The sequence below is a fragment of the Leptospira kirschneri serovar Cynopteri str. 3522 CT genome, assembly GCF_000243695.2.
In the GTDB taxonomy this organism is placed as follows: domain Bacteria; phylum Spirochaetota; class Leptospiria; order Leptospirales; family Leptospiraceae; genus Leptospira; species Leptospira kirschneri.
Window position 1 is genome coordinate 283,884 of record NZ_AHMN02000005.1, and the last position, 12,838, is coordinate 296,721.

Consider the following 12,838-nt stretch of genomic DNA (forward strand, 5'->3'; position numbering starts at 1 on the left):
ATTAGAAAAAATGACTTACACGTTTAAAAACCATAAGAGAATTTCCATCATCCAATTTTGTATTCGGATTTCGTTTTTTATCTTCGTTGTTCTAAATTTGGACTGTCAAGATACGGGAGAAAAACTTTTAGGACTGGGGGCTTTATGGGGAGATCCACCTCCAGAAGTTATCTTCAGTAGTCCTGTTTCAGGCACTGATAGCCTTCCATCCACACAGAAATTTGACGTTGGGTTTAGTAGAGAAATGAATATGCAAAGTTGTAGGATTGCATTCAGTATGTCTCCGCAAACCACTGGTTTTTTTACGGAACTAAATGGAACCGTTCTTACGTTTGCACCATCTATACCTTTAAATCCAGGAAGTTATACTTATACAGTAACTAAAAACTGTGAAGACAAAGCTGGTATAGATCTCAAAGATCCTTTCAGTGCCTCTATTACTATTGGAAACGCTAGTGCTGCAGGACTGTCGCCTTCCATAAGCGGAATGTTTGTTTATGCTGGAAATGCACCAGTTTGTAATGCTGGAACCGCTACAATGACCGATTTTTTTGCAGGCAACGTGACTACTACCTGTATGGGAAATCCATTAGTAAATCAGATTGTTGTAAACTTTTCTAGACCGATGAACACTACTGCAACGTTAAACGCTCTTTCGATTAGCCCCACGGTATCCGCAAACTACGTTTGGAATTCTCCCAATACTTTAACGATCCAACCAGATTTCGCTTTTAATTCCAACCAGAGATATATAGTCAATTTTGGTACGGGTGCCAAAGATCAAAATGGAATCGCTCTTAGTGGAAATACAGTAGGCACATTTTTTGTAGGGACTGCAAACGCAGGTCCGAACATAAACACGATCACAGTTCCAACCGGCAGTTTAGCAGGATGTCAAGCTGGAATCGGTATTCCTACGGACATTATAGCAACAACTGTAAACAATGGTTGTTTAGGAAATCCGAATACACAATCCATCGTATTTAATTTTAACACTCCTATGAATACAGCGGTGACACAAGCCGCGATCGGCATCTCACCTCCAATTAGCGGAACTTTTGTTTGGTCCGCCGGAAATCAAACCTTGGTATTTACTACGGATTCAAAATTGGAATACGGAACCAGATATACCATTTCGATTGGGACATCCGCCCAAGCCGCCAATCAAACAAACTTTACCACACCGGTATCGGCCAGCTTTATCGCGGGTGGAAATAATCCGAATCCAATTGTACAAGCAATTGGTCTCGTAAGTCAAGTAGGAGCACCTGGTTGTGCTCCATCCTTTCCTGCAATCGGAAGCGCTATTGGTGGAAACTGGACCGCTGCATCTTGTTGGTGGGACAACAGTTTACCGGTTTTACAACCTAGCAGTTATCGTTTCGAAGGTGGGGACGAAGGAAATAACAACGCCGCTTCGTGTAACAACAAAACAACGGACGACTTCCGACTTGTATTTAATAATTATATGAACTTAGGAAGTACAATAGGGTCAGTCTCCTTATCCAGAGAATCTGGAGCTTCTACAGTAATTCGTTTATCTAGTTGGAACTGGAGCGACTGCCAAGCCGTTTATCCTTTTGGATGTAGGGTTTTAGATCTTAGATTTTCGGAAATGGAATCCAGTTGTGGAGGTGTAAACGAATTCGGAAGTTCCGCAGATTTTAATCTCACAAACGCAAAGTTTGACTTTAGCGCCAATAATGGAGCCATTCCTTATCCGGCAATTCCTACATCGCCGAACTATCCAATTTATACAATCCAAGTAAGCGGAGCGGCAACGGACATATTAGGAAGACCTTTGGCACCGTTCAGCTTCTCGGCGGTTAGTCAGTGATAAAACAAAACGGAGAAATCTCAATGAATCGAATAATTTATAAAATTATAATATTAATTTTTACAAATATAATACTAAGCGGCTGCGTGATCTTTGGCAATAAAACTGCTAGAGCCGCAGAAAAAGCGGCAACGGTAAAAGCCAACTATCAAATCGGTTATATAGAAAACCGAGACTTTCGTTTTGATCCGTTCCGTATTAAAAATTTTATAAGTTTATTAAAATTTGAAATTATTAGAAACGGAAACGGTCTTGTAGAAGAAGAATCCGAAACCTCTAAAACAAATCCACCAACTTCTGTTGCTACAAATAATCCTATGTTACAAAATCCGGAAGCCACAACGACACCCCCGTCTACTCCGATTGCCCCTACTACAACTACACCGGAAACTCCCAAACCAACGGCTACTGCTTCAACCGAAGTTAAGGATTCCAAACGAATTTTTATGGAGAATGAAATCAAGAATTTGTCTTCTAAAGTAAATTTCGATTATTATCTACAAGGTTCTTTTGGAATGTCGGATAACGGAAGTATTTTAGATCGAAACTTTACGACTCTGATTTTTCTAGACGTTCACGATAAAACAGGAAAACTAGTAAAATCCGTTTCTTATACTCAAGATTCAAAAAATTTCTCCGACGCAGACGATTTAAAACAGGCAAGCATTAGCCTGGTAGATAAGATAATGAAAAAATCCGAAGAAAAATAAGGTGAATAAATTGGATTCTAAAAGTTTAATATTAAAAACTAGGCTTTCATTTTTTCTTTTACTAACTACATTCTGTTTATTCTTTTCAGATTGTGGACCTTCTGAAAAAGAAATGGAAGTAATGTATCAAAAAGGAATTTCTCTTTTTATAGCTAACAAACGAGACGAAGCCCTCAAGATTTTTAAAGACTTATATAAAGAAAATGAAAATTACAAAGACGTAAAGTTTATGTTAGGTAAACTTTTGTATTATAATCGCAGATTTCAGGAAGCGGAAAAAATTTTTCAGGAAATCTCGGATAAAGACGACACCGATTACAATGCATTAGGTTGGTTAATTAAAACTCAATTTGCCGAAACTCCTCTAAAAAAAGACTTAACCGATAATCTTGAAAAATACTTATCTAAAAATTCAGAAAATATAGAGATTCTATTTATAAGCGCCAAACTTTTAGAAGAAACCGGGAAATCGGATCAGGCAATTATAGCTTATCAAAAGATTATTTCTCAAACTCAACTGATCGCATTCTCTCATACCCAATTGAGAAACATATATTCAATTGCTAAATTAGATAAAAAAGCTGCTTACCATCATCAGAAATTTTTAGATCTTACAGGACAAACAGACGTTTCGGAAAAATAAAAGTGCAATCGAATATCCTACTCATCAAAATCTTTATAAAGAACCAGGCTTCAAACCCAACCAAACGAAGTCTGAATTTTCTAAAGTTGCGGGAACTACCACGTTTTTTAACAATGATAAAAACTGGACAACGGCTTATAGATCGCCCAAGAGACATATTTTGTAGGAACTACCGCATTTTCTTAAAAACTTACCGCACCGCTAAACGATATTTAAGGTTCTGGAACAAACTCAAAATAAATCCTATCTTTCAAAATGATCACCAAACAGCGATTTTATGCAAAAACTTTATCCGGCAAATTGTTATCTTTGAATTTTTAGAAGCCCCTCATTTGAATCCCTGGAGGATAAAAAATTGATCATTAAATTTTTAAAGTCTAAGTTCGGAAAATTTTTTCTGTTATCTATAGCAGCGTATTTTATCATTTCTCTTTTTTTAACTCGCCTCGCGAAAAACTCTCAAAGTAAAATGTTAAAAAATTCGGTTTCTATGTTAACGAAACCACTTTCCTTTTCACTTTCTTCTCCCAATCAATCCGAAGAAATGTTTTCATCAGAAGAAGAATCACAAAATCTAATGTCCGTTTTGGCAATGAACGTAATTAAAGAATCCATTACACCTACGGTAGAAGCCTCAGGAATGATAGACTTTATAGAAAAAGTGGACGTTTATTCTAAAGTATCCGGAAGAATCGAAAAAATTTATTTTAAAGAAGGGGAAGAAATTTCTCAAAATCAAAGACTATTTAAAATGGAAACCTTACCGCTGGAACTTGAATTGCTCAAACAGGAATCTACTCTAGAAAGTTCCAAGTCACAGGTAAAATTAGCCAAAGAAAAATATCTGAAAGCAAAAAACAACGTACTCGCTAAAATTCAGGAATACGAAAAGTCTCTTTCCGTTTTAGAAAAATCAAAACAAGAATACGAAAAAGCAAAAAATTCTTTTGCAGGTATAGAAGAAATCTACAACGCAGGAGGATTTAGCAAGGAAGAATTTGAAAACGCTAAACTAAATTTAAACTCCAGAGAAACCGCCTATCAAATCGCGGAAAAGGACGTGGAAATCAGAAGTATCGGTTTAACAGACAAAGATATATTAAGAAATAATTATAAACTTCCTCAGACAAAAGAGGAACGAACCGCAATACTCGAAGAGATCAATAGCCTAATAGAAAAAGCGGAATGGGAAGTAGCAGAAGGTGTCTATAAATCTCATGAAGCACAAGTAAACTCCACAAAAATGATGCTCAAAGAATCTTTAGTATTTTCACCTCTTACTGGAGTAATTTCAAAACAATTCAAAACCGAAGGAGAAATTCTAAGCGGCTCTGGACCGGGACAACACGTCGTATCCGTAATCAACGTCAAACAAGTATACGCGGTTCTAAACATTCCAGAATCAGAATCTATTAGCTTAAAAAAAGGAATGAAGGTTTCCTTTTTAGCGGACGTTTATAAAGGCCAACAATTTCAAGGTACGGTCCAATTATTAAGTCCTATAGTAGATCAAAAAAGCCACACTGTAGAAATCAAAGCCTTAGTGGACAATAAAAATAAACTTCTAAAACCGGGAATGTTTATCAGAGCAAATATCACCACCGGCCAGGAACAACCTACAATACGAATTCCAAGCAACGCAGTCGTGTTAAACGAAGACGGAACTACAGGAATTGTTTGTGTAGCTCGCAATGGAAAAAGTTATAGAAACGAAGTCAAACTGGGATCTCAGAGTGAAGGTAAAATCGTAATTTCGGAAGGTTTAACGGAAGGTGACGTTGTACTTCTTGAAAGAATATCACAACTCAGGGACGGTATGCCCGTAAACCCTTACTTCGACAAACGATGAAAAGTGTAGTTCGTTTTTGTGTTTCAAAACCAATTACGGTTTTGATGACTTGGTTTGCGATCATAATTTTCGGAATTATTGGATTAAAAAATGCTAAAATAACTTTGCTTCCTGAAATTGTATTTCCTAGAATTTCAGTGATCACAAGTTATCCAAACGCTTCTCCCGAAGAGATAGAAAACCTAATTACCAAACCTCTGACCGATTCCATCGGCACCGTAGGAGGTATAGAAAAAGTAACTTCCGAATCCTTAGAAGGAATTTCGATCATCACGGTTCAGTTTTCTTTTTATAAGTCGGTGGACTTTGCAATGATAGAATTGCGAGAAAAAATCGACCTAATCCGAGATCAGCTTCCTCAAGACGCCAGTAAACCAATCGCAACTAGATTTGATCCTGCACAATCAGCATTTCAAGAAATTATAATATTCCCAAAAAATGAATCGGATTCTAAATCCCTTAAATCCTTTATAGAAGAAAATGTAAAAGTATTTTTAGAAAGAATCGAAGGTATGGCATACGTACAAATTTCAGGAGGATTTGAAAAAGAAGTTAGAGTAGAAATTGATCCGGAAAGAATGACAACCTACGGAGTTTCTATACCAGAAGTCCAAAAGTCAATCGTCTCTGCAAACATCAACGTTCCTGCAGGAAGCCTTCCTGTAGGAAACAAAGACTTATTACTCAGAACCGTAGGAGAATATAAATCCTTAGAAGACATCAAAGAAACGATCATTTCCACTAACAACACTGGTATTCCGATACCGATCGGATCAGTCGCGTCCGTTTACAGATCTTATAGAGAAAGAACCGGTTTGGCCAGATACAATGGAAAAGATTGTATCGTTTTATATCTTTATAAAGAATCGGGTAGAAACTCAGTGGAGTTAGCCGATCGAGTAACCAAAGAATTAGAATCGATTAACACCACTTTTGCGGACAAATTGTCTGCGCAGTTGGTATACGACGAGTCTGTTTTTATACGAGATTCTGTTTGGGGATTGGTTTGGTCTTTGATCTTGGGCGCCCTTTTAGCGTTTCTCATTTTAATGCTACTAATACAAAGTTTTAGAGCCCCTCTAATTTTGTTGATTATCATTCCTGCTTCTTTATTGGCTACATTCCTTCTTTTTTATATATTTCATATTTCCTTAAATATGATGTCTTTAGGAGGATTAGCTTTAGGCATCGGAATGTTATTCGATACGAGCAACGTTGTATTCTCTTCTATAGAACGTAATCTTACAAAAAGAAAATCTGTTTTAGAATCTTCGATTGAAGGAACCTCCGAAGTAGCGGGATCAATTTTATCGGCCACGTTAACCACAATCATCGTATTTTTACCGATTATATTTATAAAAAGTTTTATTGGAATCTTATTTTCCGAAATGGCAATTGCAATTGTCCTTTCCATCTCAATCAGTTTGTTTGCGTCGGTAACGATCATACCAACACTCTATGTACTTTTTGAAAATACAAACTTTGATTCAAAGCTAATCGACCATCCCATTTTTGTAAAATCGGCAAACCTATATCAAACTGCATTAGTAACGTATGAGAAAAAACTAATAGAATATTTAGAACGTCCTAAAAAACTATTTTCTATTTTACTCATAGGGGTATTTTTTTCATCGATCTTTTTATTTATACTTCCACGAGAATTTATGCCAACCGTTGATAACGGAGAATTTACGATCAATATAGAAAACGCTCCTAACAGTACTTTAAACAGTACAACCGGAATTGCAGAAGCGATCGAAAAAATCCTACTTTCCAATAAAGACATCAAAAGCGTAATTTCTAAAATCGGATCCGATAACGACGATTTTATCGCCAAGGTAAACGGAAATTCCGGCACGAACATTGCCAAAATCAGAGTGATACTCGTTTCAAATCCAAAACATACAACGACAGAAATTATAGAAGAAGTCAGAAAAAGAATTTCTTTTACAGAGGATATAAGAATTAACTTTGACGCAAACGGAGATATTATAGGTAAAATTTTAGATCCGAACGGTAGTCGATTGAATTTGGAAATTCATGGAGAAGATCTAAAAACGCTTTCTACGATCGGAAAAAATCTAATCGACAAACTCAAAAAAGAACAAGTAGCGACCGATCTACGAAACTCTCTCGAAACCAAAAAAAACGAATATGTAATCGAATTCGATCCAATTAAAGCAAGCTCGTTAAAACTCACCAACGATTATATCTCTCAATACGTTAAGGTGGCCAGTTATGGTTCGAATATATCAAAAATTAAATATCAAGAAGACGATCTGAACATTCGACTTTTAATCAAAAGAGATAGTATAGATAACTTAAATAAACTTCAAAGTTTAAATATCAAAACACCAACGGGTGAGTTTATAAAACTATCTCAATTGGCAAACATTCAAGAAAACACTTCGAGCAGTTCTATTAAAAGATCCGGAAACTCTAGAATCAACGTAGTTCAAGGTAATTTGAATTCCGGTAAATCAATCGATTCAATCGTTCAAGATATGAAATTACCTCTTGGATATCGTATTAAAATAGGAGGTGAATCTGAAAATATAGAAAAGTCTTTTAAAGAACTATTATTTGCGTTCGCGTTAGCTTCCATTTTAATTTATATGTTACTGAGTAGCCAGTTTCAATCTCTCAAATTATCGGCGATAATGATCTGTACCATACCGCTCATGTTTATCGGTATTTTTCCTGCATTGTTTCTTTTTGGTAAAAGTTTTAATATCAGTGCATTTTTAGGACTTGTATTGCTCCTAGGTGTTGTAGTAGACAACGCTTCTCTTTATTACGAATATTTAATAATCTCATTAAACGAATCCAAAGAAATTTCCAGGGCAATTATAGAAAGCGGCAAAATCGTATTCAGACCCATTCTAATGAATAATTTGACTACAATTTTAGGTTTAATTCCAGTTGCTTTCGAATTCCAAAAAGGAGCGGAATTTCAATCCCCGATGGCGATCGTGGTCATCGTCGGCTTATTATCTTCCTTTGTATTCAGCTTGTTTTTATTACCCATATTATTCTTTTCTATATTAAAAAAACAGAAAATTCAAATTATCAAATAGAACTATTTGTCGTGAACCAGAGCAAACTTCCTTCAAAAATTACAATACAAATGATTGTCGGCGCAATATTATTGTTTGGTGTTATATCTGCGTTTATGCTCAACTATTCATTGTTCCCGGTCGTAAAAAATCCTGCCCTTTCCATCATAGTGGATTACCCAGGAACCGACGCCGAAACGGTAGAAAATACAATCACTATTCCTCTAGAAAATCAAGTCTCCACGATTGGGGGAATTTCGGAAATAAGGTCTACTTCTGAAAAAGGAAAATCACTCATTCGTCTAGATTTTGAAAACGATACAAACATAGACGTCAAAACGTTGGAGATCAAAGAGCGTATCGAAACCATTATCAACACCTTCCCCAAAGAAGTCAGAAAACCAAGGGTGCTAAATTTTGATCCAAATGAAATGCCCATTGCAGTCATCTCTTTAAACGCAACCGATCCGAGGTCATTAGGAGAATTAAGAGCCTTTGCAGATTCGATTGTAAAAAAAGACATCGAAGGAATCAACGGAGTCAGTAAAGTGACCGTTTCTGGCGGCAAAATTAAAGAAATTTTAATTTCTTTTGATATTAGAAAATTAAATTCTTATAATATTCGTCTTGCAGACATCAACGAGGCCATTTACTTTAACAACCGCACATCCACAATCGCGTCCATAGAAGAAAAAGGGGGATTATATCAAGTAAGACTCAGAGGAAAATTTTCTAAACTAGACGATTTGGTCGACCTTCCTATAGCCAGTCCAGAAATCGGAAAGAGTATAACCCTAGGCAACGTAGCCAATATACAAAATTCCTACAGAGACGAAGACAATACGTATCGAGTAAATGGAAATCAGAATATAGGAATATACGTATATAAAAAATACGACGCGAATATTTTAAGTATTTCTTCTGAAATAAAAAAAACGATCTCTCATCTAAGCCAAGACGGAAGTAAGTTCGACTTACTCTACAATCAAGCAGATAATATTAGAAATACTTACTTTAATCTTATTTGTATCATAGCGATTACCATTGCCATTTTGTTTTTTGCAGCAAAAAGAAAAGGTGAAATTGACATTCCCAAATTTACTGGAACGATTTTATCACAGTTGATATTATCTTTTCTACTAATTTCATTCATCCATTTCCTTTTAAAAAAAGATTTCGACTTACTCTGTGTATTATCCATTTATCTATCATTTGCTATTTGGATCGTTTTTTATTTTAACTTCATTCAAAATCACACAATCGATTTAAATGGAGAAAAAAAATTACTTCTGTTTACCTCGGCAAGTATACCCATATTGTTTCTTCCTGGAATTTTACTCAATAGTACGGTTGCTGTAAATCTGATTAGAATGGCGATCATGACATCAATCGGAGTCTTAAACAATTACATCGTTTACAAATACATTCATCAAAACCTTTCTGCAAACACATTAGATAGATTTCCTACGATCACTACTATTCCGGAAAAATCGAAAATCCAATCGGTATCATACGAACCTAAAAAAAATAAACGAGATCTAATTTTAAATTTTCTTTTGATCATAGCACCGATCGTAATGATATTCGCGCTGATACAATCTTCAAAGGAAGTTTATTTTAACGTAGAAGACGATCGAATTTACGGATACGTAGAATTACCCGCAGATTCAAACTTTGAATATACGGATGAAATCGTTCAAAAGATAGAATCTAAGTTAGTTGAAAATCCAAATGTAAAAGACGTAATCTCACAAGTGGAACCAGGCCACGCATTTTTAATCATCAACTATCATAAAAACTTTTTTTCGAGTGATTCTATCATTCCCTCACTCAATCAATCGGTTGGTAAACAAAACCCTGCATTTTGTTATTTTACAAAAGAATCTGACCTAGGTAGAATGAAAGAAATTTCTTTAGACATCGTGGGACAATCTCACTCAGATCTAAATAAATCAGTTCCCAAAATAGCAAACCTAATTACAAATTCACCTGGAATCCACGAAGTAATTCTAAATTTTAAACAACCTCGTAATGAACTACAACTGGACTTAAACAATCGTGATCCGTTACTTCAAAATTCGGACATTGGTTCCTTCTTAAGAACTGTGGTTCAAGGTTCCGTTATTAGTAAATACAACGAAAATAATAATGAATTAGACATCCGAGTCCGTGCTTCTAAAGAATTTAGAGATTCCGAAAAACAACTGAACAAATTTTTAATTAAAAATAATTCAGGAGAATTTTCCTCGATTGCTAGTTCTTTTACTCAAAGAGAAACGCTTTCTCCGATTAAATTTTTTAGAAAAAACAAACGACCTAATCTTTCTATTTCCGTAAGAACGGATTCATACAACCCAAACACATTACTTAAACTCGTACAGAATCATTCCCAGACGTTACTAAACAACAACGAAAGAATCGAATTGAATCATCGAATTGAAAAGTTATCTAAATCGAATACCAACTTTACAGTTTATATAATTTTAACATTAGCAACTTGTTTTTTCCTTTTTGTAATCTATACAGAATCTCTTAAAACGTCTTTTACGTATTTTTGCAGCTTACTATTTTCTTATTGTACTTTTGCATCAATTTATTTAATAATATTCAAAACTTATGATATATCTTTTCACATTGGAAGTGTAATAATACTTATATCTCTCATGCTGCATATATTAGCTAATTTCTCTGAAGTCAAAGGACAAAATACAATTCCTATAAATTGGGATTTCTATTTTGTGGCAATCGGACTGTTTTTACCCTTACTGATATTATCAAATCCGGAGCTTAACGTATTCAAAAAGGTTTTCGGATTATTTCTGATCTCTTTAGTATTATCTAGATTTTTATTGATTCATTTTAATTTTAGATTCGCAAATATATTCGAAAAAGTTTTATCAACAAATAACATATCCAAAATCAGCGGAGGAAAAAATGTACGCCGATAAAATATTCCGTCCAATTCCCAAACTCTTTTCTAACTTGAAAGTTTTACTTCAAGCTATCTGGAAAACAAAAAAAGGAAAAATTTTTATTTTAACTATCTCCGCTATAGCAGCCTTTTTTATAGTTACTTTTTATTTGAATATTACAAAATATAAATGTATTACTGGTGATTGTAAAAACGGTTTTGCAAAAATGCAATACCGCGGTGACTCCTATTACGAAGGTTATATTAAAAACTCTCATCCAGATGGTTATGGATTGTTTCAAAATAAAGAAGGATATCTTTATAAAGGAGAATGGAAACACGGTGTTAAACATGGAAAAGGGATTTACCGTTATCCAGATGGATCTTCTTATTCCGGTTTTTTCTTAAATAATAGTAAACACGGTCCTGGTATATTTACTTGGAGAGACGGAACAAACCTAAACGTTAGATGGAGCGAAGACGAGCCAAACGGATCTGGAATTTTAACTTTATCCGATGGAATGCGGCTAAGTGGAATTTACAAAAATGGACGTATTTTTGAAGGTAATGGCGCTTTTATTTATCCAAACGGAAACGTTTACATAGGTTCGTGGCGTTTAGGAAAAAGAGAAGGTTTCGGAATTTTTAAGGATGAACTTGGAACAATATTATACAAAGGGAATTGGAAGAACGATCAAGAGGCCCCAAGCGGCTTAAAAGAGGATAATAAAAAATGAATATAATAGAAAAAATCAAACAGTATATTGCAGATAATGTATTTAAAAGAGAAATTGTAAAAAACGTTCAAATACACTTAGCTCCGGATAGTATCTCCACTTTTTCTGACGCTACTTTTTTCAAACTTACATTAAAAACGCATATTATATTTTTAATACTATATGTTATAACTAATTTTTTACTCTCTTTATTTAATCTAAGTTATATCGTGGAATACACTGAAATCATGCGCGGTTATTTGGTAGAAGGAAAAATTTCGTTATTGATGTATTTGTTAAATGCATTTCCATATAATATTATATTTTTTGCATTTATCCTAATCGTATTTGAACTCTATTTCAGTGCCATTTCCTATTTAACTGTTAAAGTTTTTGGAGAGAAGGGAGTTAGCTTCCTAAAATGTATATCCTTAGCAATTTCTAGTAACATATATATTCTGCTCTCCCTATTCCCAGTTTTACTTCTATTTACTATTATGCCAAACTCAGCCAAAAGAGATATTTTTTATATGATTTTGTTTATAGGGTTTGTTAGTATTTTTGTAATTGCAGGGATCATTTTACAAATGATTAGTTTTATTAGAATGTCTAAAAAAATATTTAACCAAAATACTGGACGAGCTTTTTTAACTTGGTTTAGTCCTATTTTTGTAGTTTTTCTATTTCTTGTTTGGATTATGAGGGCACCTTAGGAAATCTTATCCGAAGATTTTAAAATATAAGAGCCTATTTGAAAACTATCACTGTTTTTAAATAACATAAAATTTTCTGAAATTTTAAAATGTAGGTACTCAAATATGAAATTTGTTTCCAAACCTTCATTAACTTAAAAGAGTTTCTATTTACTGGTTCGTTTAGCGCGAACTGGTTTTTTATTCAATATGTATCTTTTTCCCGAACTTCAAAAAGTTTATGCAAGTTTGGTTACGAAGTAAACGATTTCATTTAAATTTCCATAAACATCCATCGAGATTTTACACGTCCGAATTTTAAATCTACTTTTCCACACTTTTTCCGGGATAATTATACCTTCTGTATATTTAAAATTGCTAAATCTGCCGAAAAATGAATTATGATTTCTATCCTTTGAAATCG

Annotated in this window: 9 protein-coding genes; all 9 read left to right on the top strand. The window is 34.4% G+C overall.

Going from position 1 to position 12,838, the window contains the following annotated elements; genetic code table 11:
* The first annotated feature begins 10 nt into the window (after positions 1–10).
* The 9 genes from LEP1GSC049_RS219045 to LEP1GSC049_RS219010 all read left to right on the top strand — a co-directional run bounded on the left by LEP1GSC049_RS219045 (position 11) and on the right by LEP1GSC049_RS219010 (position 12,435).
* The gene (locus tag LEP1GSC049_RS219045) at positions 11–1,837 is read left to right on the top strand and encodes an Ig-like domain-containing domain (RefSeq protein WP_016560590.1); all 1,827 of its coding nucleotides are present in this window, start codon (positions 11–13) and stop codon (positions 1,835–1,837) included.
* A gap of 23 nt (positions 1,838–1,860) precedes the next feature.
* Positions 1,861–2,547 carry a lipoprotein gene (locus LEP1GSC049_RS219040; RefSeq protein ID WP_004759498.1) on the top strand — a complete coding sequence of 229 codons (687 nt, stop codon included), beginning with the start codon at positions 1,861–1,863 and terminating at the stop codon, positions 2,545–2,547.
* Between the two features lies 1 nt (position 2,548).
* On the top strand, positions 2,549–3,190 hold the full coding sequence (locus LEP1GSC049_RS219035; RefSeq protein WP_004768664.1) for a tetratricopeptide repeat protein: 642 nt from the start codon (positions 2,549–2,551) through the stop codon (positions 3,188–3,190).
* A 2-nt stretch (positions 3,191–3,192) separates the two neighbouring features.
* Positions 3,193–3,549, top strand: a complete 357-nt coding sequence (locus LEP1GSC049_RS0205330) for a hypothetical protein (protein WP_016749833.1) — start codon at positions 3,193–3,195, stop codon at positions 3,547–3,549.
* A complete protein-coding gene (locus LEP1GSC049_RS219030; RefSeq protein WP_004754285.1) occupies positions 3,546–5,039 on the top strand; it encodes an efflux RND transporter periplasmic adaptor subunit in 1,494 nt (497 codons plus the stop codon). Before LEP1GSC049_RS0205330 ends, LEP1GSC049_RS219030 begins: the two co-directional genes overlap by 4 nt.
* Positions 5,036–8,116 carry an efflux RND transporter permease subunit gene (locus LEP1GSC049_RS219025; protein ID WP_004755362.1) on the top strand — a complete coding sequence of 1,027 codons (3,081 nt, stop codon included), beginning with the start codon at positions 5,036–5,038 and terminating at the stop codon, positions 8,114–8,116. The genes LEP1GSC049_RS219030 and LEP1GSC049_RS219025 overlap by 4 nt, the downstream gene beginning before the upstream one ends.
* A 95-nt stretch (positions 8,117–8,211) precedes the next feature.
* The gene (locus LEP1GSC049_RS219020; protein WP_004778135.1) at positions 8,212–11,043 is read left to right on the top strand and encodes an efflux RND transporter permease subunit; all 2,832 of its coding nucleotides are present in this window, start codon (positions 8,212–8,214) and stop codon (positions 11,041–11,043) included.
* The gene (locus LEP1GSC049_RS219015; protein ID WP_016560638.1) at positions 11,030–11,743 is read left to right on the top strand and encodes an MORN repeat-containing protein; all 714 of its coding nucleotides are present in this window, start codon (positions 11,030–11,032) and stop codon (positions 11,741–11,743) included. Before LEP1GSC049_RS219020 ends, LEP1GSC049_RS219015 begins: the two co-directional genes overlap by 14 nt.
* Positions 11,740–12,435, top strand: coding sequence for a hypothetical protein (locus LEP1GSC049_RS219010; protein WP_004759497.1), 696 nt, complete (start codon positions 11,740–11,742; stop codon positions 12,433–12,435). Before LEP1GSC049_RS219015 ends, LEP1GSC049_RS219010 begins: the two co-directional genes overlap by 4 nt.
* Positions 12,436–12,838 lie beyond the last annotated feature (403 nt).

What these genes read in the sequence shown, in the direction of transcription:
- LEP1GSC049_RS219045 (WP_016560590.1), top strand. Translation starts at nt 11, where the DNA reads ATGACTTACACGTTTAAAAACCATAAGAGAATTTCCATCATCCAATTT.
- LEP1GSC049_RS219040 (WP_004759498.1), top strand. Translation starts at nt 1,861, where the DNA reads ATGAATCGAATAATTTATAAAATTATAATATTAATTTTTACAAATATA.
- LEP1GSC049_RS219025 (WP_004755362.1), top strand. Translation starts at nt 5,036, where the DNA reads ATGAAAAGTGTAGTTCGTTTTTGTGTTTCAAAACCAATTACGGTTTTG.
- LEP1GSC049_RS219020 (WP_004778135.1), top strand. Translation starts at nt 8,212, where the DNA reads ATGCTCAACTATTCATTGTTCCCGGTCGTAAAAAATCCTGCCCTTTCC.
- LEP1GSC049_RS219015 (WP_016560638.1), top strand. Translation starts at nt 11,030, where the DNA reads ATGTACGCCGATAAAATATTCCGTCCAATTCCCAAACTCTTTTCTAAC.
- LEP1GSC049_RS219010 (WP_004759497.1), top strand. Translation starts at nt 11,740, where the DNA reads ATGAATATAATAGAAAAAATCAAACAGTATATTGCAGATAATGTATTT.